This is a genomic window from Halobellus sp. H-GB7, from assembly GCF_030848585.1.
Classification (GTDB): Archaea; Halobacteriota; Halobacteria; order Halobacteriales; family Haloferacaceae; genus Haloquadratum; species Haloquadratum inordinatus.
In genome coordinates, this window is record NZ_JAVDDW010000001.1 from 292,230 (window position 1) to 312,727 (window position 20,498).

27 protein-coding genes are annotated in these 20,498 nt (G+C 64.7%); 18 read left to right on the top strand and 9 right to left on the bottom strand.

The features are described 5' to 3' along the window. Positions 1-54: 54 nt before the first annotated feature. Both RBH22_RS01590 and RBH22_RS01595 read left to right on the top strand, forming a co-directional pair. On the top strand, positions 55-444 hold the full coding sequence (locus RBH22_RS01590; protein WP_256546553.1) for a hypothetical protein: 390 nt from the start codon (positions 55-57) through the stop codon (positions 442-444). Between the two features lie 37 nt (positions 445-481). Next, positions 482-955, top strand: a complete 474-nt coding sequence (locus RBH22_RS01595) for a TIGR00725 family protein (RefSeq protein ID WP_306676342.1) — start codon at positions 482-484, stop codon at positions 953-955. A gap of 102 nt (positions 956-1,057) precedes the next feature. Here the strand turns inward: RBH22_RS01595 and dph2 are convergent, their stop codons facing one another. Next, a complete protein-coding gene (gene dph2, locus RBH22_RS01600) occupies positions 1,058-2,092 on the bottom strand; it encodes a diphthamide biosynthesis enzyme Dph2 (RefSeq protein ID WP_256287963.1) in 1,035 nt (344 codons plus the stop codon). Between the two features lie 149 nt (positions 2,093-2,241). Between dph2 and RBH22_RS01605 the strand changes: the two genes are divergently transcribed. From RBH22_RS01605 to RBH22_RS01615, 3 genes are all read left to right on the top strand, one after another. Next, a complete protein-coding gene (locus RBH22_RS01605) occupies positions 2,242-2,616 on the top strand; it encodes a YlbF family regulator (RefSeq protein ID WP_306676343.1) in 375 nt (124 codons plus the stop codon). A 77-nt stretch (positions 2,617-2,693) separates the two neighbouring features. Beyond that, the gene (locus tag RBH22_RS01610; protein WP_256546555.1) at positions 2,694-3,302 is read left to right on the top strand and encodes a CDP-4-keto-6-deoxy-D-glucose-3-dehydrase; all 609 of its coding nucleotides are present in this window, start codon (positions 2,694-2,696) and stop codon (positions 3,300-3,302) included. 25 nt (positions 3,303-3,327) lie between these two features. Continuing rightward, positions 3,328-3,954: a transcriptional regulator gene (locus RBH22_RS01615; RefSeq protein ID WP_256287966.1), complete on the top strand. Its 627-nt coding sequence runs from the start codon at positions 3,328-3,330 to the stop codon at positions 3,952-3,954. 152 nt (positions 3,955-4,106) lie between these two features. On the opposite strand, the gene RBH22_RS01620 is transcribed toward RBH22_RS01615, so the two are convergent. The 3 genes from RBH22_RS01620 to RBH22_RS01630 form a co-directional block, all read right to left on the bottom strand. Next, positions 4,107-4,394: a hypothetical protein gene (locus tag RBH22_RS01620; RefSeq protein WP_256287967.1), complete on the bottom strand. Its 288-nt coding sequence runs from the start codon at positions 4,392-4,394 to the stop codon at positions 4,107-4,109. Between the two features lie 81 nt (positions 4,395-4,475). After that, positions 4,476-5,432 carry a peptidylprolyl isomerase gene (locus tag RBH22_RS01625; protein ID WP_256287968.1) on the bottom strand — a complete coding sequence of 319 codons (957 nt, stop codon included), beginning with the start codon at positions 5,430-5,432 and terminating at the stop codon, positions 4,476-4,478. A gap of 232 nt (positions 5,433-5,664) precedes the next feature. Continuing rightward, a complete protein-coding gene (locus tag RBH22_RS01630; RefSeq protein WP_306676344.1) occupies positions 5,665-6,189 on the bottom strand; it encodes a DUF6789 family protein in 525 nt (174 codons plus the stop codon). A gap of 122 nt (positions 6,190-6,311) precedes the next feature. Here RBH22_RS01630 and cyaB point away from each other — a divergent pair, with 122 nt between their 5' ends. The 7 genes from cyaB to RBH22_RS01665 all read left to right on the top strand — a co-directional run bounded on the left by cyaB (position 6,312) and on the right by RBH22_RS01665 (position 11,799). After that, the gene (cyaB, locus tag RBH22_RS01635; protein ID WP_306676346.1) at positions 6,312-6,920 is read left to right on the top strand and encodes a class IV adenylate cyclase; all 609 of its coding nucleotides are present in this window, start codon (positions 6,312-6,314) and stop codon (positions 6,918-6,920) included. A 74-nt stretch (positions 6,921-6,994) separates the two neighbouring features. Continuing rightward, a complete protein-coding gene (locus RBH22_RS01640; protein WP_256287971.1) occupies positions 6,995-8,200 on the top strand; it encodes a methionine adenosyltransferase in 1,206 nt (401 codons plus the stop codon). 65 nt (positions 8,201-8,265) lie between these two features. After that, positions 8,266-9,459 (top strand): THUMP domain-containing protein, encoded by a 1,194-nt coding sequence (locus tag RBH22_RS01645; RefSeq protein ID WP_306676347.1) that lies wholly within the window; start codon positions 8,266-8,268, stop codon positions 9,457-9,459. Between the two features lie 126 nt (positions 9,460-9,585). After that, entirely contained in the window at positions 9,586-9,855 is a 270-nt protein-coding gene (locus RBH22_RS01650) for a hypothetical protein (RefSeq protein WP_256287973.1), read from the top strand. A gap of 446 nt (positions 9,856-10,301) precedes the next feature. Further along, on the top strand, positions 10,302-10,760 hold the full coding sequence (locus RBH22_RS01655) for a DUF5804 family protein (protein WP_256287974.1): 459 nt from the start codon (positions 10,302-10,304) through the stop codon (positions 10,758-10,760). A 134-nt stretch (positions 10,761-10,894) separates the two neighbouring features. Then, positions 10,895-11,209 (top strand): PRC-barrel domain-containing protein, encoded by a 315-nt coding sequence (locus tag RBH22_RS01660; RefSeq protein WP_121568020.1) that lies wholly within the window; start codon positions 10,895-10,897, stop codon positions 11,207-11,209. Positions 11,210-11,370: 161 nt separating this feature from the next. Further along, positions 11,371-11,799, top strand: coding sequence for a hypothetical protein (locus RBH22_RS01665; protein ID WP_121568021.1), 429 nt, complete (start codon positions 11,371-11,373; stop codon positions 11,797-11,799). Between the two features lie 34 nt (positions 11,800-11,833). On the opposite strand, the gene RBH22_RS01670 is transcribed toward RBH22_RS01665, so the two are convergent. The 3 genes from RBH22_RS01670 to RBH22_RS01680 form a co-directional block, all read right to left on the bottom strand. After that, complete coding sequence (locus RBH22_RS01670; protein ID WP_256287976.1) at positions 11,834-12,955, bottom strand: glycosyltransferase; 1,122 nt, start codon at positions 12,953-12,955, stop codon at positions 11,834-11,836. A 59-nt stretch (positions 12,956-13,014) separates the two neighbouring features. Further along, positions 13,015-14,109, bottom strand: coding sequence for a glycosyltransferase family 4 protein (locus tag RBH22_RS01675; protein ID WP_306676348.1), 1,095 nt, complete (start codon positions 14,107-14,109; stop codon positions 13,015-13,017). Between the two features lie 130 nt (positions 14,110-14,239). Continuing rightward, on the bottom strand, positions 14,240-15,082 hold the full coding sequence (locus RBH22_RS01680; RefSeq protein ID WP_256546569.1) for a universal stress protein: 843 nt from the start codon (positions 15,080-15,082) through the stop codon (positions 14,240-14,242). 127 nt (positions 15,083-15,209) lie between these two features. Here RBH22_RS01680 and RBH22_RS01685 point away from each other — a divergent pair, with 127 nt between their 5' ends. The 3 genes from RBH22_RS01685 (at position 15,210) to RBH22_RS01695 (ending at position 16,915) form a co-directional block, all read left to right on the top strand. Continuing rightward, positions 15,210-15,494 carry a ribonuclease P protein component 4 gene (locus tag RBH22_RS01685; protein ID WP_256287979.1) on the top strand — a complete coding sequence of 95 codons (285 nt, stop codon included), beginning with the start codon at positions 15,210-15,212 and terminating at the stop codon, positions 15,492-15,494. Between the two features lie 261 nt (positions 15,495-15,755). Next, positions 15,756-16,004 carry a YhbY family RNA-binding protein gene (locus RBH22_RS01690; RefSeq protein WP_115821811.1) on the top strand — a complete coding sequence of 83 codons (249 nt, stop codon included), beginning with the start codon at positions 15,756-15,758 and terminating at the stop codon, positions 16,002-16,004. After that, entirely contained in the window at positions 16,001-16,915 is a 915-nt protein-coding gene (locus RBH22_RS01695; protein ID WP_306676349.1) for a mechanosensitive ion channel family protein, read from the top strand. The genes RBH22_RS01690 and RBH22_RS01695 overlap by 4 nt, the downstream gene beginning before the upstream one ends. A gap of 43 nt (positions 16,916-16,958) precedes the next feature. On the opposite strand, the gene RBH22_RS01700 is transcribed toward RBH22_RS01695, so the two are convergent. Next, complete coding sequence (locus tag RBH22_RS01700; protein WP_256546571.1) at positions 16,959-17,771, bottom strand: HD domain-containing protein; 813 nt, start codon at positions 17,769-17,771, stop codon at positions 16,959-16,961. 167 nt (positions 17,772-17,938) lie between these two features. Next, the gene (locus tag RBH22_RS01705; RefSeq protein WP_121568028.1) at positions 17,939-18,418 is read right to left on the bottom strand and encodes a redoxin domain-containing protein; all 480 of its coding nucleotides are present in this window, start codon (positions 18,416-18,418) and stop codon (positions 17,939-17,941) included. A 128-nt stretch (positions 18,419-18,546) separates the two neighbouring features. On the opposite strand from RBH22_RS01705, the gene RBH22_RS01710 reads away from it, so the two are divergent. From RBH22_RS01710 to RBH22_RS01720, 3 genes are all read left to right on the top strand, one after another. Further along, a complete protein-coding gene (locus tag RBH22_RS01710; protein ID WP_306676350.1) occupies positions 18,547-18,798 on the top strand; it encodes a twin-arginine translocase TatA/TatE family subunit in 252 nt (83 codons plus the stop codon). A gap of 268 nt (positions 18,799-19,066) precedes the next feature. Next, complete coding sequence (locus RBH22_RS01715) at positions 19,067-19,192, top strand: hypothetical protein (RefSeq protein WP_256287989.1); 126 nt, start codon at positions 19,067-19,069, stop codon at positions 19,190-19,192. Then, entirely contained in the window at positions 19,193-20,482 is a 1,290-nt protein-coding gene (locus RBH22_RS01720) for a transposase (protein WP_306676351.1), read from the top strand. Positions 20,483-20,498 lie beyond the last annotated feature (16 nt).

Here is a 20,498-nt window from a genome sequence, read left to right on the forward strand (position 1 = left end):
GTACGCGGCGCCCGGTAGGAGGGTTCTTGAGCGCTCCCTCCATAGCTGGCTCCGATGACCGCCGAACTCTTCGAGCAGATCGAACGCGCGAGCGAGGGCGACGAGGTGGCGATCACCCTCGACACGGACACACTCACCGTCGGCAGCGTGGAGTTCGCGTCGCCGATCGTGACCCGCGTGGCCGCAGTGACCGAGGAGACCATCGACGCGCGGCAGAAAGACGTCGACATCGACGGGATCGTCGACCGACGGGTTCTGCGTCTCGTCCCGTGCTCACACGACACTCGACACGAGGCGTACATCGTCGAGACCCAGAGCCCCGTCGTCGGCGACGACCGGGTGCTCCCGCTCCGGATGCAGCGCCGAAGCGGGTGTGGCCCGGCGGACGACCTCGATTCGCTGTCCCCGGTGGCCGACATCGAAGCCATCGAGGTTCGCTCGTAGACGAAAGTTCTTCCACGATCCCCGCCGAGCGACCGCTATGCGAATCAGCGTCATCGGCGGCAGCACGATCGACGACGACACGGCCGAAGTGGTGACGAATCTGGGCCGACACATCGCGCAGCGGGGCCACACCGTCGTTTGCGGCGGTCTCGGCGGCGTGATGGAAGCCGTCTGTCGCGGCGCCGACGAGGCCGGCGGACACACGATCGGGATCCTCCCGACGGACGACCGCGCCGATGCCAACTCGTTCGTCGACGAGGTGATCGCGACGGGCCTCGGGCACGCGCGCAACGCACTCGTCGTGATGAACGGCGACGCCGTCGTCGCGGTCGACGGCAGCGGGGGGACGCTCTCGGAACTCGGCTACGCTGCGGTCTACGAGCGGCCGACGGCCGGCATCGGCACGCACGACGCAAATCACGTCGAAGCGGTCGAGACCGCCGAACGAGCGGTTGAGTACGTCGAAAACGCGGTCGCTGCTAGTGGCGACTCTGTCGGCGACGACGAGTAACAGGAGCGGCACGCTCGCGGTACGGGTGGCGGAAGCAGAACACGACGCGGGAGCGGGACGCGCCGCGGAAGCCACACGCGCCGGTCGGTACCGTCGAGCCGCTTACCAGGTGCCGTGGAAGGTGTCGAACGAGAGCGAATCGAGCGGCTCGTCGCCGACGGCGATCCGGTACTCCTGGGGCGTCAGCATCGGCTTGTGGAACCGCGGCCCGTCGTCAGTCGTGATGCGGGGACAGCCCGTGTTGACGAACGCGTCCATATCGAAGTTCCTGAGCCTGTCCGGCGTCACTTCGTCCATCGTGATAAGGTAGGCGTCGTCGTTGTCCTCGATGATGGACTCTGCGATCTCCATCCGACCCTGGCCGATCTTCGTACAGAAGATCACGCCCCACTTCTCGGCGTCCATCGCGCGGTGGACCGCGCCGTACCGCTGTTTCATAAACTTCTCCGTGTCCGCGACGGTGACGACGTTGTTGACGGGGTCTGCGATGAGAACCTTCTTCTCGGGGTGCTCCATCGCGAGGCCGAGCGGGTGGAACTTCCCGCCGCCGACGTAGAGCACCTGATCGGCGTCGATGTCGGCCGAGGCGTAGTTGCAGCCGAGGACCTGCCCCTCGTAGGTCAGGCGGTCGTCGCCGCGGCGGGTGTGGACGTCGTAGCCGCGCTCTTCGAGCCACTCGACCATCTCCTCGAAGCGATTCATATGCTGCGCCGTCGTCACGAGACCGACCTCCTCTTCGGGCAACTCGTCGACGGCCTCTTCGAGGATCGGGAACGGGTCGACGTTCGAGAACAGCGGCACGTAGATGATGTTCTCCGATTCCTTCATCGGCGAGTGGCCGAAGTGCACGAACACGTCGGTCCGCCGCATCAGGTAGGTGTCGAGGTCGCACGCGCCGTAGCAGGGCTGTCCCGACAGCATAAACGTCACGTCGTCGTCGCACAGTTCTCGGAGGTCGTCGGCGACGGCCGGCCCGCGGCGCTTCAGCCCCTCGGGGAACTGCAGGCCGACTTTCGTCGCGTCACGTTCTTCGATGGCTTCGACGATGCGGTCGAGTTCGTAGTCCCACTCCCGGTCGTGCTTCAGCGACATCCCGGTGTTTCGGAGATCACCCTCCGTGGCGCCGTCCTGACTCATTGCAACGCCGTAGCCGGTCGACGCTGATAACGTCGGCGGTTCCGAGAACCGGGCGAACGACCGTGAGAGTGCGGCTCAGTGGGTGGCCAGCGTGTCCGAGATTCTCTGGGTCCGGCACCTTGAAACACATCGCGTCCGAACGTACGTCGATGAGCGTCCAGACAGACCGACTCGAAGAACTCGGCAGCGACCTCGGCGAGGCCATCGCGGGGACGCCCGAGTACGAGGCGTTCGAGAAAACGAAAGCGGCCGTCGAGAACGACGACGACGTCCAAGAGCAGATCGCGACGTTCCAGGAACTCCGCGAGCAGTATATGCAGGCCCGTCAGACTGGGGACGCGAGCGAAGCGGCACTCCAGAAGGTCCAGTCCGCCCAGCAAGAGCTTCACTCGATGCCGAAGATGGCCGCCTATCTGGAAGCCCAAGAGGAACTCCAGGAGCGCCTGCAGTCGATCAACGAGGCGATCTCCGACCCATTGGCGATCGACTTCGGCGGCGAAGCCGGCGGCTGCTGTCACGACTAACTCGGCGAGTCGGCTGTTTTCGGTCCGTCTTCACCTGGGTCCGAGCGTTCAAGTACCGAGACGGGACCAGCGACGGTATGCTCGCTATCGCCGGCGGGAAGGGAGGCAGCGGCAAGACGACGACCACGCTGGGACTTGCGCGGGCGGTCGACGGGCCGACGCTCGCTGTGGATGCCGACTGCGACCTGCCGAACCTCCACGCGCTCGCGGGCGTCCCGCGCGACCCTTCGCCCGGTGGCTTCGGCCATCCGGATCCGGCGTCGCCCAGTTCTGAAACTCGGATTCTACCTGCTCCGCAGGACGCACCCGACGGCGTCGGCGGACGGCTGCGACGGCTCGTCGATAGCGACGACGACGCCACCGTCCTCGTCGACTGTCCGGCCGGTGCTGGTCCGGATGCGACCGTCCCGCTGCGCGTCGCCGACGCCGTCCTCCTCGTCGCGACGCCCTGCGTCGCCGCGCTCCGTGACGCGGCAAAGACGGCTGCGATGGCGCGCGCGGTCGGCACGCCGGTCGTCGGTGGCGTCCTCACGCGGGCACGGCTCGCGCCGCCCGGCGTCGACGACTTGCTCGGCTGTCCGGTTCTCGCGACGGTCCCGCCTGCGGCCGACCCGCTCGCTGCGCCCCCCGTCAGACGAGCGTACGACGACCTCGCACAGGCAGTCTGCGACCGACCAAAAAGCTAAACCGCTCGCCCGCGAACGCCCCGTCGTGGCAGGGAGACTCTCGACTGGCGTCAGCGTCCTCGATCGCCAACTCGACGGCGGGATCCCGCCGGGGAGCATCGTGCTTCTCGCCGCGGACCCCGCCAGCCAGTCGGAGCTGTTTCTCTACGAACTAACGGCAGTACGGGCGACGCTGTATCTCACGACGATCCGCTCGGATCAGGCGATCCGCGACGCGATCGACCGCGCGCCCGGACACGTCGGGGACCCGACGGTCAGAGACGTCGGCGGTAATGCACCGCTGGACACGGCGAACCGCTTCGTTCGCGACCTCCCCGAGGGCGCGAACCTCGTCATCGACGTCGTCGACGCGTTAGAGGAGACCGAGCCGGCGCGGTACCGCCAGTTCCTGAACGAACTCCAGACGCATATGGTCAACACCGGCGGGCTGGCGATCGTCCACGGGATGAAACAGGAGACCGAACCCCGGAACCGGAGCTACACGAAGCATATGTCCGACGTCGTGTTCGACCTCCGCACGAAGATCGACGGCTCCGAGATCGAGAACCGACTCGCCGTTCCGAAGTTCCGCGGCGGACACCCGCCCGAGGAGACGATCAAACTCCGCTTGGGCGAGCGCGTCACCGTCGACACGAGCCGCGACATCGCATAGGCCGACCCCGTCGCTGGGCGGTATTTTCGACTGCTCGTTCTCATCGATCGACGCGAGCGTGCGGGCGCCTCATAATGATTACTCTCGTCTCTTACCGCCGACCATCGCCACCGGGAGTGGCGCTCGGCGGTCAACAGTGAGAGTAATCACTATCAGACGACGCCGAAGTAGACGAACGCGCCGAGCGTGACTGCGACCGTCAGGAGCGACCAGTTCCGCGCGGTGTCGAGACCGCCGAGCTGCAGCCGCTTCGTGAACAGCGAGAGGAAGTACGGACCGAGGGGAAGCAGCCGCCAGACGAACGCGATCTCGCGGCCGAGGCCGTACCTGAGCCCGAGCGTCAGTCCGATCGTACAGGCCGCGGCGACGACCGCGACCCGCAGATCGTCGGTAGCGAGTCCGGCGTTCGAGAGTTCAGTGCTCGTAGATTCGTCTGGCATCGGTGTGCATCACCTAGCGGGGGTCGTGTGGGGTCGACCACCCGATCGATCTTCGAGTCGCGAAACCGGCTTTCGGGTGCGTTACTCTTCGAGGTCGGCGTCGAGTTCGTCGGCGAGTTCGTCGGCGTCGACGTCGACGTCCTCGATAGCTTCCTCGATGTCTTCGGGGGCCGCGCCGCCTGCGCCGCCCATCATTCCGCCGAGACCGCCCATCATTCCGCCCATCCCGTCGATGGTCTCCTGGACGATGACGCGGTCGAGATCGAGTCGGTCCATCACGTCCTGTGCGATCTGCTGCTTCGAGAAGAGCCACTGCTGATTCATCGTCATCTGCGGCGTGGCTTCGATGTACAGCGTCTCCTTCTCGACTTCGACGGTCTCCGTCTCGGGGTCGGCGTCTTCGTCGTCCTCGTCGGACTCGACGACCTGCTCTTCTTCGACGGTGTCGGTCTCGATCCAGACCTCGGGAGCCTCCTGGAGGTACATCTCCAGCATACTGGCGGCCTGTTCCTCGCGGTCGTCGACGACGTCGAGGACCTCGTAGTCGTACTCGAGGTCCTCGCCCGCGAGCGGGTGGTTGAAGTCGACGCGAGCGCGGCCACTGACGATGGTCACGATCTGGCCCTGCTCGCCGTCGATCTGGACCTGTGCGCCGGGGTAGCGGCTCTCTTCGTCGATCTTGTTGGCGCTGACCGTTCGGACCTCGTCGTCGTCGTACTCGCCGAAGGCCTCGGCGGCGGCGATGTCGACGGTGCCGGTGTCACCGACCTCCGCGCCGATGAGCGCCTCGTCGACGCTTTCGAAGACGTGTCCGGCGCCGACGACGATCACGCGCGGCTCGAACTCGTACTCGTCGGTGTCGATTTCGGCTTCTTCGGCCGTTTCTTGGTCGGTCGTGTCGACGACGCGACCGTCGTCTGTCGTCCGGAGCGTGTAGGCGAGACGGACGAAGTCGCCGTCCTGGATAGCGTCCTCGGCGACGTCGTCCTCGGCGTCTGCCTGCGATTCGGCGGCGTCCGCCTGCTGTTCGTCACTCATACGCTGACCATCTCCCGTGCGACCCTTAAGAATCACGTTTCGACTTGGGCAGGGAATACCGACGCAGCGGCCGTTTGCCGGGAGAAACGTGGGACGCTACGCGGATGCTGGCGTCAGCGACGGCGATGACGCCTCTCGGGCGCTCCTGTCGCAGATCGACAGACTCGAGACACCGCGCTGGATGCTTCGCCGTGAACAAACAGTGTAGAGAGATGGATGAGTGTGGGCGAACTCACACGTCGTGCTGTGGGATACCGACCACATGGCTCAGGACGTAGCCGAGGGTGAGGCCGTATATCCAGTGTCCGAGGAGCGAGAAGACGAGGAAAGACGACGACGTCAAGAGCCCCACGTCGGGCCAGAAGGCCGGCACGAATCCGAACCAGAACGCCGTCGCGAACGTCGCACCGCGAAGGTAGCGCGGCGACTCCGGCGGAAGGAACGCTCCGACGACGAGGAACGTCAGCGGGAGCGCGACCGTGCCGCCGAAGGCGAACAGCACGATGCCGAGGTAGATCGTCGGTTCGAGTCCGAAAAACGAAGCCAGTCCAGCGAATTGCGTCACTGGTGCGGTTCGGAACAGCCCTAGAAGCTCCGGAATACCGACGAGAACGGGGAGCATCGCCACCGTTCCTAACAGTCCACCTGCCATCGAACCGAGGACGACGCGAGCGGTGATCAGAATCCCGAACGATTCGATACCGTCTACATCCTCGTCTACCGCGTCAACGGGACGCTCTGCGGTTTCACTGCTCATAGTATGGTCCCGTCCAAACGTAGGATTTTTATAATGATAAATAACTATGTTTACTGTCGGTCTCCCGGTACTACGTACGGTCGATTCCGACCGCTTTTCTCCGGTGAGACCGACCGACTGGTATGTTCGAGGTCGAGGTCAAACTGCGCGCCTCACACGACGCTATCCGCCCGGCGCTCGCCGAGGCGGACGCAGTGTTCGTCGAGCGAGTCACGCAGGTCGACACCTACTACGAAGCGCCGCATCGCGACTTTGCCGAGACGGACGAGGCGCTCCGTCTCCGCCGCGAGACGCGGGAGTCTGACGTCGAGGGCGAACTGGACAGACGCTCGGACGATGACCCCGCGCGGGCGGACCAGGGGGTAGCGACGACCAAACTGACTTACAAAGGTCCGCTCGTCGACGCCGACTCGAAGACTCGCGAGGAGCACGAGACCGGCGTCGACGACGGCGACACCGCCGAAGCGATCTTCGACGGTCTCGGGTTCGAGCCAGCAGCAGTCGTCGAAAAGCACCGGACCTTCTACGAACTCGACGACTACACCGTCACGCTCGATCAGGTCGCCGGCCTCGGCGAGTTCGTCGAAGTCGAAGCCGAAGCGGAAGCGAGCGACGACGTCGCGAGCGTCCGAGAGGGCGCCTTCGACGTCCTTCGGACGTTAGGTCTCGACCCGACGGATCAGATCCGGACCTCCTATCTCGGTATGCTACTCGAAGCCGACGCCGAGTAAATATCCGGCAGTAATATTATTCCGACGGATCTTTTCCGCAAGTTATAGAACCGCCCGGGAAGTAGCCAGGGGTAATGACCGAACGGAACATCGCTATCGAGGCTGCAGACCGAACTGCAGTCGAGGACCAGGAGGTCGAAATCGTCGAGCGGAAGGGTATCGGCCACCCGGATTCGATCTGCGACGGCATTGCAGAGAGCGTCTCCCGTGCGCTCTCGCAACTCTATCTGGACCGTGTTGGCAAAGTCCTCCACTACAACACCGACGAGACACAGCTCGTCGCCGGCGAGTCCGCCCCCCAGTACGGCGGCGGCGAAATCGTCGAACCCATCTACGTTCTCATCGTCGGCCGCGCGACCAAGACGTACGACGGCCAGCGGCTCCCGGTCGACGCGGCGGCGATCGCCGCGGCCCGCGACTACCTGAACGAGAACATCCCCGAACTGGAAGTCGGCACCGACGTCGTCATCGACACTCGACTCGGCGAGGGCTCCGGCGACCTTCAGGACGTCTTCGGTGAGGACGGCGCGGAAGTTCCGATGTCGAACGACACCTCCTTCGGCGTCGGCCACGCGCCGCTCACCGAAACCGAGGAGATCGTCCTGACCGTCGAGCGGGAACTCAACGGCGCGTACGCCGACGAGCATCCCGAACTCGGCCCCGACGTGAAGGTGATGGGAAAGCGCGAGGGCGATCACATCGACATCACCGTCGCCGCGGCGATGGTCGACGCCCACGTCGAGGATCTCGACGACTACGACGACGCCGTCGAGCGCGTCCGGGAGTTCGTCGGCGGGGTCGCTCGCGGGCTAACCGACCGCGAGGTCCACGTCGACGTCAACACCGCCGACGACTACGCCGAGGGATCGATCTACCTCACCGTCACCGGCACCAGCGCGGAGATGGGCGACGACGGCTCGGTCGGCCGCGGCAACCGTGCCAACGGCCTCATCACGCCCAACCGCCCGATGAGTATGGAGGCGACCTCCGGGAAGAACCCCGTCAACCACATCGGAAAGATCTACAACCTCCTCTCGACGGACATCGCCGAGACCGTCGTCGACGACGTCCACGGCATCCGCGACCTCCAGGTCCGACTCCTCTCACAGATCGGTCGCCCGATCGACCAGCCCCACGTCGCCGACGCGAAGATCGTCACCGAGGAGGGCGTCGAACTCGACGAGATCGAGCCGGAGATCCGCGACCTCATCGACGACCGACTGGCGAACGTCACCGACGTCACCCGGCGCGTGATCGACGGCGAGCTGTCGACGTTCTGAGGACTTCCACAGTTCCGACCGACGCGTTTCGACGTTCTGAAACCCGCTGACGCAAAATATACTGTGTGAGCGGAACGAACCCCACGGACGCGACTGACCCGACCAACGCCGTGCTAGTCGGTCACGGCGACTTCGGCGCGAAGAGCAGCGCGGTCCGCGCAAAGATGGCCGAGCGGGTCGCCGCCGACCTCGCGGCCGCGTTCGCCGCAGCGGAAATTGACGCGACGGTCGAACGTCCGTGGTCGCGCGTCGTCGTCCGCACCGACCAGCCGACGGCGGCCGCACGTGTCGCTGCGACCCTGCCCGGCGTCGCGTTCGCCCGCCCTGCCGTCGCCGTCACTCCCCGACTCGACCTGATCCGCGACGCCACCCGACGGCTCGCTGCGGCCAGTTCACAGACGGCCGCGGAGTCGTACGCGGTCGACGGCGACCGAATCGGGCCAGCGGACGCCCACGAGTTCTCGACCCGTGATCTCAAGATCGAAGCCGGACGCGTCGTCGGCGAGGAAACGGGTAGCCCCGTCGACCTCGACGATCCCGACCGGACTTACCGGATCGAAGCGCGCGAGACCGAGGCGTTCGTCTCGGCGCGACGGTTCGACGGCCCCGGCGGCCTCCCGGTCGGCACCCAGGGTCGCGCCGTCGTCCTCGTCAGCGGCGGTCTCGACTCGCCGGTGGCGATGTGGCGGCTCCTCCGTCGCGGCGTCGTCGCGATCCCCGTCTACGTCGACCTCGGTGACTACGGAGGTTCCGACCACCGCGCGCGGGCGCTCGAAGTGATCGAGAGGCTCGCCGCACGCGCCCCGCGCGCCGACACCCGTCCGCGGATCGTCGACGGCGGCCCGTTCGTCGAGCGCGTCGTCGAGACCACTGACAACACTCGGATGCTGTCGCTCCGGCGTGCGATGCTCGCCGCCGCGGAGGCCGTCGCCGAACGCGACGACGCCCACAGCATCGCGACGGGCGAGGCGCTGGGGCAGAAATCCAGTCAGACCGGGGCGAATCTCGCAGCGACGGACGCGGCGGTTTCGATCCCAGTCCACAGACCGCTGCTCACCGTCGACAAGCCGGACATCGTGGCCGAAGCGCAGGATCTCGGGACGTACACGGACGCGACGCTCCCGGTCGGCTGTGACCGGATCGCTCCCTCTCATCCGGAGACGAACGCGACGCGCTCGGACGTCGTCGCCGCCGAACCCGACGGGCTTCTCGACATCGCACGCGAGGCGGGGCGGAACGCGGAGATCGTCCCCCTGTGAACGCGCGACACCCGGAATTGTGCGAACGTATATCGGTTTGTGCGTGAAAGTTACGCACAGTAAGATTTCCGTGTGAAAGACCGGGTTAAAATGCATTTACATACTTCCAGACCGTACGTACGGTCGATGTCAAAGACGTGTCGTCCCTCCCCGTCGTCCGCCGATCCCGAGTGGAACGTGCGGCAGGTGGTCCCGCGTAGCGAGTGGGACACCACCACCGAAGCGTGCCCGACCTGCGGTGAGCCAGTCGAACTCTGCGGTCCGCACTACCAGGTCGAACTCGACCGCGAGCGGGCGGCCGCCGCTGGCTCGAAACTGACGCGTGAGCGCCGACTGCTCTCGTTCTGTGACGAGTCGTGTGCGACCTCGTGGCTCGACGACGTCGAGAGTCGGTGAACCTCGGCGTCGTTCGCGCTGTGAACGCGCCGCACGACTGCTGACGGCACTCCTCTGCGCTACTGCTGACGGCACGTCCTCCCACCTCCCGACGCTCTTTTCGGCTTCTCGCTTTCATAGGGATTATCGTCACTGTTCGGAGATTCTCGCCGTACTGTCCGGCGAGACATCTATAGTAGCGTTTGCAACTGATTACACAGCCAATCGCACGACTGCGTGCGATTAGATGCGTGAAGACTTGCAAACGCTACTATATGCGGACTTACGATAGCCCCTATCACTCCGTCCTGTGACGCCTCGCACCGGAACCGATTTATGACCACATTCGAAACCGCCGGACAGTACGCCGCGCCGTCGCGCGGCCCCGATCCAATGATCCACACGTCGTCGCACTCCGTCTTCGCACCGGCCCGCAAGCGATCCGGCGGTCGCCGCCCACGACAGCCGTGACGCGGGTCTGCTTCGTCGGCTCGCCGGACGTCGACGTCCAGTACGAACTGCTCTCCCGGGAGACGGCTCGCGAGGCGCTCTCGACGTACGAGCGCTACGCCCCCTTCGAGAACTCGCTGGCCGTCGATACGGTGAGCCTCGGCGCCGCGGTGTCGCTGTGCAACGACCTGAACTGGTATCTCGTCCGGTTCGTCGACCTCGCGGTCGTCCGTGAGCCGAGTGTTTCGAGCGACGAGTGGCTGAGTCGGTCGCTGGCGGCGGCGGTCCGCGACGGCGACGTCCGGCCCGAAGACACCGGCGAGCGGGTGGCCATCTACGGCGTTGAGGACGGCCGTCTCGTCGAACCGATGTACGTCACCCGCCGACCGGACGGCACCCTCCCGTCCTACGACCTCCGGCCGGTCTCGGAGACGGTCGTCGTCCGCGTGACCGACGACGAGTTCGAGGACGGGTGACGTACCAGGGCCACCGCAAATGGGTGTTCCGCGGACCGGGCGTCTGACGCTCGTCTGCCGGCTCCCGTCGTCTCGAGGGCTCCGAGCGACGCTCGCTGCGAACAATTAAGACGAACGCTCCCGATCAGCGGCATATGGACGAGACACCCGAGAAGATCACGACGCTCGTCGGCCGCGAGGTGTACTCGAACGAAGGCGTCTTCGTCGGCGAAGTCGCGGACGTCCGAATCGACCTCACCGAGCGGCAGGCCGTCACCGGACTCGCGCTCACTCAACTGAACGACGAACTATTCGCCGGCGTCGTCGGCGGACAGAAAGGCGTCATCCTCCCGTATCGATGGGTCCGCGCAGTCGGCGACGTCATCCTCATCAACGACGTGACGCTCCACGACGTCATCGAGCAGATGTCGAAGCCGAACGGCGAAGAGGAAGACTCGGCGCTGGCGTAATCGGTCGACCGCTTTCGAGCGATCTCGAACCGGACGTTCTACCGCCGCAGGCATTCTATCGGATCGAGACGTCGCCCTGAGCCGGATACTGAACCGACCCCGGTTTCGCGTCTTCGGTTCCGACCAACAGTCATTTGCGGGCCGAGGGTGTACGCGCAGGTATGTCGGACGAATCAGACGATCACGCCGCTGAGAACGACGCAGACGAATCGCCGGACGCCGACGCTGACTCCGAGGAGAAATCCTTCCGCGAGCGCGTCGAGGAGATTCGCGAGCGACGAGCCGAGGAGCGAGAGGAAGGCGACCGCCCCGAGCCCGAAGAGATGATGGGCGGCGGCGGTCCCGGTGGCGCCGGTGGCAACCCCTTCGCACAAATGATGAGCGGGATGATGGGCGGTGGCGGTCCCGGCGGTATGGGTGGCGGCCCCGGTGGAATGGGCGGCGGCCCCGGCGGGATGGGCGGCCGCGAGGAAGAGTCCGCTGGCAACGAGGAACTCGTCCGCGAGGTCCGTCAGCTCCGCGACGAAGTCCGCGATGCGACCCGACAGCTCCAGCGGATCGCACAGGCCGTCGAAGACCTCGACGACTGAAGGCCTCTGCTGCGATCGGTGGCTGCGACGCCCGTTACGTCCGTTTTTTCTCGATGACGCGCTCGTAGAGCGACGCCAGTTTATCGACCGCGTGCTCGACGCTCAGTTCCTCGCGCTGTGCGAGACAGGACTCCGCGAGCGTCGCGCGCTCGTCGAGCACGCGCCGGATCGTGTCGCGACAGCCGTCGACGTCGCCGTGTGCGTAGTGATAGCCCGTGACGCCGTCTTCGACGGTGTTCGAGAGCGCGCCGGCGTCGACAGCGACGACGGGCGTCCCGCAGGCGTTCGCCTCCAGCGCGACGAGCCCCTGGGTCTCCACGGGGCTCGGGAAGACGAACGCGTCGAGCGCGGAGTAGAACGCGGGAAGTTCCTCGCGCGGGAGAAAGCCCAGAAAGTGCGCGTCGAGACCGAGGTCGTCGGCCAGCGCTTCCAGATCGTCGCGTGCCGGTCCGTCGCCGCCGAGAACGACCGTCGCGTCCACGCCGGCGGCGGCGCGCAGGAACTCAGAGAGGTTCTTCTCGTAGCCGTGACGGCCGGTGTAGCCGACGAGCGGACCGGACGGGAGGTCGTAGCGCGCGCGGAACGACTCGGGGTCGGTCGGCGAGAAGAACTCGACGTCGACGCCGTTCGAGAGTACGACTGCCGGCGTGTCGACTGGGACGTTCCCGACCGCACGCTCTTTGGCGTCCTCGCTGGGGCAGACGATCGCGTCCGAACGGGAGAGGAACCACCGCTCGTAGCGCTCGGCGATGCGTTCGATGCCGCGCTCGACGCGCGGTCGAGAGGTGAGATAGTCCGCGTACTCCGCGGTCGGCGTATGGTACGAGGTAACGAGCGGAAGGTCCTCGCGGCGGGCGAGTCGGACGCCGCCGAGACCGACCGCGAAGGGTGTATGTGCGTGTACGACGTCGACGTCCGCGGCGGCCGTGGGGATCCGTGGCGTCCCCAACCGGAAGCCCTCGTACATCGGAAACGGGAGGCTCCCGACCGGGTATTCGCCGTCGTCGGGGTCGTACTCGTCGCTTCCGGGGTAGACGACGTTCATCGTCCCGCCGCGGTCCCGCCAGCGATCGCGCCACGTCTGGATCGTGTAGGAGACGCCGTTCACCGTCGGGAGGTAGGTGTCGGTGAAGGCGGCGACCGAAACGGGATGCATCGGCGGCGATTCACGGACGCGGGCTTAATCAGTTGCGAATCGGACACGGGCAGTACCCGTTACTCGTCGTCGAGGTCGATCGGTCGCCCCGCGCGTTTCGCATCGCGGACCTCGCGATACGTCGCGGCGAGCCGGTCGCCAACGCGGTCGAGGCTGTGTTCCATCGCCGTCCCGCGGGCGTTCTCGCCGAGTCGCCGCCGGAGCTGTTCGTCCTCGGCGAGGCGCTCGACGGCCTCGCGGAACTCGGCTTCGGTCTCGCATTTGATGCAGTCGTGCCCGTCGGTGTAGAACTCCTCGAAGACCGGGATGTCGCGGAGCACGACCGCCTTCCCGCAGGCCATCGCTTCGAGGACGGCGATGCCCTGGTTCTCGTTCTTCGTCGGGAACAGATAGACGTCGCCGGCGCCGTACGCGCCGCGGATGTCGTCGATCCAGCCGGTGAACGTGACGTTCTCGGGCGGATTCGTCGTCCACTGCCGGACGGCTTTCGAGGCGTGCGGTCCGGTGTCGTAGGGACCGAACCACGCGAAGTCGTACGGCGTCGACTCGGCGACGCGACAGAACGTCGTCAGTCCCTTCCGCTCGAAGACGTTGCCGACGAGGAAGACGACCGTCCCCTCGAGGTCGTAGCGGTCGCGGTACTCCTCGCGGAGGGTCTCGAAGCCCGCCAGCGCGTCGACGTCGACGCCGTTCGTCATCGGGCGGATCGGGGCGTCGACTGGGTACGATTCGAGAACGCGCTTCGTGTACTGGGAGGGACAGAGGACCAGATCCGCCTGCGAGTAGAACCACTTCAGATACCGACCGAGTGCGGGGGCGATCGTCGTCGACCCCCGAAACGACTCGGCGAAGTCCTCGCGCGTGACGTGCGTGTGGAGGATGAGCGGTACGTCGTTCCGTTTGGCGTATCGCGCGACGGCGAGTGATCCGGGACCGACGAGGTTGCAGTGGGCGACGTCGAAGTCCTCGAAGAAGCCGCTGCCGGCCGCGAGCGATCGGACCCCCGAGAGGGGGTCGCCGCCGCGCCACGGCGAGGTCACGACCTCGACGTCGGTGCGTTCGAGCGCGGCGCGCTGTTGGTCAGCGGCGGTCCCGATACCGCTTCGTGCCAGCCGAGATTCGAGTTCGAGGTAGTTGAGCGCGCGGAGAGCCACGTCGCGTGGCCGTTTGCGGTGGGTCCATTTATACTGTCGGCTGTGGAGCCGTGGTGTGCCGTGGTGTCACAGCGACTGTCACGGGAGCGCGTGTCGTCGACGGCGACCGAACGCGAGGGATACGTCTCGCTTAGCGCCGCTGGGACGCCGCCGGCGGGACCAAGAGGACGTTGTTGTTGCCGCGAGCGACGACGGCCTCAGAGACGCTCCCGAGCAGGAGGCGACGGAGGCGACTCTGCCCCCGCGTCCCCAGCAGCGTCGTCGTCGCGCCGACGCGCTCTTCTTCGGCGAGGATCTCCTGGACGGGGTCGCCGTTGCGGATGTTGGTCCCGGCCTCGATACCCATCTCGCGTTCGACTTCGGCGGCGAGCTCGTCGAGCTTTTCTTGGGCGTCGCTGATCTCCGTGTCGCCGTGCTGCACGTGGAGCAGGTCGACCTCCTGCGTCGCGCCCGTCAGGTGCGGGAGGTACTCGAAGGCCTTCTGGGCGTTCTCCGAGAAGTCCGTCGTAAAGAGGACGTGCTCGAAGAGGTGCTCTTTCACGACCGCCTTGTCGGACTCCGGCGGGGCGATGCGTTCGACCAGCAGCGGGCGGACGGACGTCCGGGCGACGTTTCGCGTCGTGCTCCCGACGAGGCGGTTCTCGAGCGGGCTCTCACCACGCGACCCGATGACGACCATATCCGCGTTGAGTCGCTCGGCGAAGCCGTTGATGCGCCGGTATGGGGTTCCGCGCGCCACGTGCGTCTCGACGTCGAAGCCCGCGGACTCGAATACGTCGCGCTGTGCCTGCAGCGCCTGTCGGGCGTCCGAGGCCGCACCCATCCCCGGTAGCCCGCTCGTGACGTTGTCGGGGACGACCGTCACGAGGTGGACCTCCGTGACGCCGATGTTGTCCAGGCAGTCCAGGCACGTCCGTGAGCGGATCGCTGCCTCGTTCGCGTCCGAGAGGTCTGTAGCAAATACGATGCGCATACTTGTTATTCGCACCCCACTAACTAATATTGTGCGGTGGATACAAGAATATGAGACGACGCCTGGCTGTCCGGGTCCACGCGGCCGACTCGGAACGTCTTTTTCCGCTCGTCACGACGCGTCGGTAATGGGTATCCCGGCTGAACGGATCGAACGGTTGCACGACCTCGCTCGGGAGGCGACGGCCGGGGGAGACGTCGAACGCGCACGCGAGTACGTCCGTCTCGCGCGCCGCATCGCCGAGCGGAACCGCTCGGGCCTCCCGCGCCGGTTCCGTCGGTTCACCTGCGACGAGTGTGACGCGTATCTCCGACCCGGTTCGACCGCGCGCGTTCGGCTTCAGTCGGGACACGTCGTCGTCCGGTGTCTCTTATGCGGCGCGACGAAGCGGTATCCGTACGGTGACGAGTAATAGGGACTATCGTCACTGTTCGGAGATTCTCGCCGTACCGTCCGGCGAGACATCTATGCGGACTTACGATCATTCCTATAAGGGTCTGTCCGCTTCGGCGGCCCGTCCCGTGTGAGTGCCGACAGTAGCATTGGCACGTCTTCACTCACCCGAGCAGACGCTGTCGTGCGATCGGGTGCGCAATCAGTTGCAACGGCTACTCTCGTCTGGACTGTTTGTGAGTCTTAAGTTTCAAACCGGGTGCGGCCGTAGCGAGTCGGTATGGACGAACAGGAGTTGCGAAAGCAGGCACACGACTTGGATGTCACCGTCTGGGTCGGAAAGGGCGGTCTCGACCCCGTCGTCGAGGAAGTATCCGACCAACTCGCAGACCGGGACCTCATCAAAGTGAAGTTCCTCCGAGCCGCTCAGGGCGGCACGACGGTCGAGGAGTTAGCCGCGGAGTTGGCAGAGCGCACCGATGCCACGGTAATCGAAACACGAGGTAACACGGGAGTTCTCTACCGATGACCGGCGGGGCGACGCTCCAGACGAGCGTCGACCTAAGCGACTCTATCGGTCGCTTCCTCGCTGGATTCGGACTGCCGGACACGGTCGCTGGCCTGCTCGGACAGGCGCTGGCGTTCCTCGGCGTGTTCGCCGTCGTCTATCTCGTCGGGCGCAGCGTCGTACTCCCGCTCGCGAACCGGATGATGGACTCGCGCGGTCTCGAAACACACGCACAGACGCCACTGCGGCGACTCCTCGTCCTCGTCGTCGGTTTCGTCGGCATCACCGCGGCGTTCGGGGCGGCGGGCTACCCCAACTTCCTGCAGTCGCTCGCGACGATCGCCGCGGCGGCGACGCTGGCGATCGGGTTCGCGATGCAGGACGTCCTGAAGAACTTCGTCGCCGGCATCTTCATCTACACCGACAAGCCGTTCAAGATCGGCGACTGGATCGAATGGGACGGCAACTCCGGTATCGTCGAAGACATCAGCTTCCGCGTCTCGCGCGTCCGGACGTTCGACAACGAACTCCTGACGGTGCCGAACTCGGCGCTGACCGACGGCGTCATCAAGAACCCCGTCGCGAAAAACAAACTCCGCCTCCAGGTCCCCTTCGGAATCGGCTACGACGACGACGTCGAGCGAGCGACCGAGATCATCGTCGAGGAAGCCGACGCCCGCGACGACATCCTCGACGATCCCGCGCCGACGGTGCGGCTGACGGAACTCGGTGACTCCTCGGTGACGCTTACCTCTCGAATCTGGATCGACGACCCGAGTCGTGCTGACTTCGTCAAGACCCGCGCGGAGTACGTCCAGACCGTGAAACGGCGCTTCGACGAGGAGGGCATCGACATCCCGTACCCGAACCGGACGCTCGGTGGCGAACTCACCGTCGCCGGCCTCGAAGAAGTCACGCCCGCAGACGACTGAGCGCGTCGCCCCTCGTCTGCGCTGCTCTCGCTATTCGGTCGCCTTACAGTTCGATCCGCTCGACGAGCTGATCGTCGGCTTTCGTGTTGACCGCGACGATGCGGATGTGCGATGCGAGTCCCGAATCCCTGAGTTTCGCTTTCAGGAGGTTGTCGACCTGATAGACGCCGGCAGCGTTGACCATCTCGATCTCGACGAGGACGGCCTTGCCGTCGCCGGGACGGAGCGAGACGCTCTCGATCGCCTGGCTGGAGAGGGTGTTGATCCCCCGGCCACCCTTCTCGTAGGGGATGCGCGAGCGGCCGCGCTCCATATCCAGCGCGTCGGCGACGCGAATGACGCCCGCTTCGGTCGTCAGCGGATCTTCTTCGGTGTGATGGCACAGAATCGCGTGCAGCACTTCGGCCTTCATCCGGACTACCTCAGGGGTGTCGTAGAACTCGAACTGCGGGAGGATGCGGTCGAGGACGTCGGAGGCGAGCGGAATCGAATAGTACGCGTGCTCGTCGCGGTGGACGACGTGGCCGATGTCGTGTAGCGTCGCCGCCAGCGCGACGATCACCGGTTCGTCGGCCTCCTCGAGGCCCTGGTCGGCCGCGCCGTTGAACGCCACGTCGCCGCCCTTCAGGAGGTCATAGAGGTTGAGCGCGCGGTTGCGGACGATCTCGATGTGTTTGGGACCGTGATCGTTGTACCCTTTTCTCGTGACCGCGTTGACGTTCTGGGCCTGCAGATACGTCGTAATCTCGGGGTCGTCGAGGATCTGCGGGAGAACAGCGTTGAGCCGTTCGTCCGGGAAATTGTGGTCTGCGTCCGGGTCGTACTCGTGACCGACGCTCTCGGTAGACTCAGCCATACTTCTGTACATTCTCCGGGGAGCGCAAAGTAGCCTACGGGTAGGCCGATCGGGAACGTGTCAGATTGGGGTGTCGCGACCGACTCATACTGATTACTCTCGTCTCTTACCGCCGACCACCGCCACCGGGAGTGGCGCTCGGCGGTACACAGTGAGAGTACTTCCTCTCAGGCGCTCGCTTCTTCGGCGGCGGCGGCGACCTCGTCGTAGTCGGGTTCGGCGCCGGGGTCGTCGCTCACCCAGGCGTAGGTGACTGACCCGTCTTCGTCGACGACGAAGACCGCGCGCTTTGCGACGTTGTAGACGCCGAGGTCCGCGAAGTCCATCGAGACGTCGTAGGCGTCGATGATCTCGCGGTTGGTGTCGCTGAGGAGCGCGAAGTTCAGTTCGTTCTGCCGGCGGAACTCGTTGAGCGTGAACGGCGTGTCGATACTGATGCCGTAGACGGCAGCGCCGACGTCCTCGAAGTTGGCCATCTGGTCGCGGAACGTACACATCTCGGTCGTACAGGTGCTCGTGAAGGACGCGGGGAAGAACGCGAGCACGAGCGGCCCCTCCGAGAGTTCTTCTGAGAGGGTGAACGAGCCGATGTCGCCGTCTGCGAGCGGTGCGGTGAAGTCAGGGGCAGTATCGCCGACTGAAACCATACCGGGAGTGCGCAGGCATTCCGGTTCAATGTTGCTGTCGCTACCTGTGATTTCCTGTTCCTACCTGAATTTAGGGGGGTAGCCGAGCAAAAAGCCTATAATTACGACTGGGTTAGGTGCTGGTAGCAATGTCCGTAAGTGTTACCCCACTGTTCCCGGGGCTCCCGGGTGGGCCGGAAGTGCTCGTCGTCCTGCTCATACTGGTGCTGCTGTTCGGGGCGAACAAGATCCCCAAACTCGCCCGCTCCACGGGGCAGGCGATGGGCGAGTTCAAGCGCGGCCGTGAAGAGATCGAAGATGAACTGAGTCAGATGGACGACGAAGAGACGGACGAGGCCGAGACCACGAAGTCGACGGAAACGTCCACCGACGCGAACTGATAGGGATTATCGTAACTGTTCAGAGATTCTCGCCGTACCGTCCGGCGAGAAATCTATGCGGACTTACGATAAGCCCTATGAGGCGCTGCCCCCACCCGGCGTTTTTCTCGGAACCGTATCTGTCAAGGAGCAACGCAGGGAGCGAAGCGACCGAGTAGCGCAGTAGGGAGGGGATACAGCGCCGCACGGTTCTCAAACACGTTCGTCGCCCGGCCCACAGGCCCACGCAATCACAACTCTTATTTGAGTATTTTGTGTATAATATGTTGTGGCAACGCGCAAGAACATCTCCATCCGAGACGACCAAGAGGAGTGGATACAGGAGAACCACCTGAATCTCTCCTCGTTCGTCCAAGAGAAACTGGACGAACTTATCGAGGAACGAGAAGAATAGATGCACTACAACTACAAGTATCGGCTCGACCCACCGGAAGCTCTCGCGGAGACGCTTCTGCACCACGTCGATACCTGTAGGCAACTGTATAACCACGTCCTCTACAAACTCAACGAGTCAGACGAGATTCCCGCCCGCTACAAGGTACAGGGCACACTCCCCGACCTCAAATCGTGGTGGGACGACCTCGGAGACGTTCACTCGAAGGTGTTGCAGATGGTTGTCAAGCGCGTTTACGATAATCTCTCCACGCTCAAAGCGCAGAAGGAGAACGGACGCGCCGTGGGAATGCTCAAGTGGAAACCGCCTCGGGAGTATCGGTCGCTCACCTACAATCAGTCCGGCTTCAAACTCAAGAATACGAGTGGTCGGCCTGTCCTGTGGTTGAGCAAAATCGGAGAAATACCGATTCACCTCCACCGAGACATTCCCGAGAACGCGACCATCAAACAGGTCACGGTCAAGCAGGAACCGACGGGTGAGTGGTTCGCCACATTCGGTATCAACGTGGACGAAGCAACGCCTGAGAAACCGGAGACACCCGAGAAAGTCGTCGGGATTGACGTAGGCTTCCTGAAGTACGCTCACGACACCGACGGGTACGCTATCGAGAGTCCTGACTTCAGCGACGAGCGCGAGCGGTTGGGACGCGCACAGCGCAACCTCTCGCGGAAACAGCACGGCTCTGCGAATTGGGAGAAACAACGCCGGGTCGTGGCCGAACGACACGCCGAGTTGAAGAACAAGCGCCGTGACTTCCTCCACAAACTCTCGAACTACTACGCCCGAGAATACGACCTTGTGGCCGTAGAGAATTTGGACGCGAAGGGTTTGGTGGAACTACCGGGCAACTCGCGCAACCGTGCGGGTGCGGCGTGGGGGACGTTCCTTCGGATGCTCGAATACAAGTGCGAGCGGGAGGGAACGCACTTCGTCGCTGTTGACCCGAAAGACACGACAAAGAAATGTGCGTCCTGTGGTGTCAAGACGGATAAACCGCTGTGGGTGCGCGAACACTCGTGCCCATCTTGTGGGTTTGAAGCGGATAGAGACGCGAATGCGTCGTGGAACATCCTTTCTCGCGGTCTCGAAGACGTAGGAGTGGTTCACTCCGAACGAACGTCCCCAGAAATCGAAGATTTCTGGTGTGCGAACGAATCGCGCAGCGATTCGTTAACGCCTGTGGAGACTGCGCTCCCTACGGACACCGTTGTGTCTGCAAAGTGCGTCGTGGAAGCAGGAAGCCCCTGCCTCAAGGAGCCGCCGAAGGCGGCGAGTAGGCAGGGGTAGTTCACGCGACGGCTAC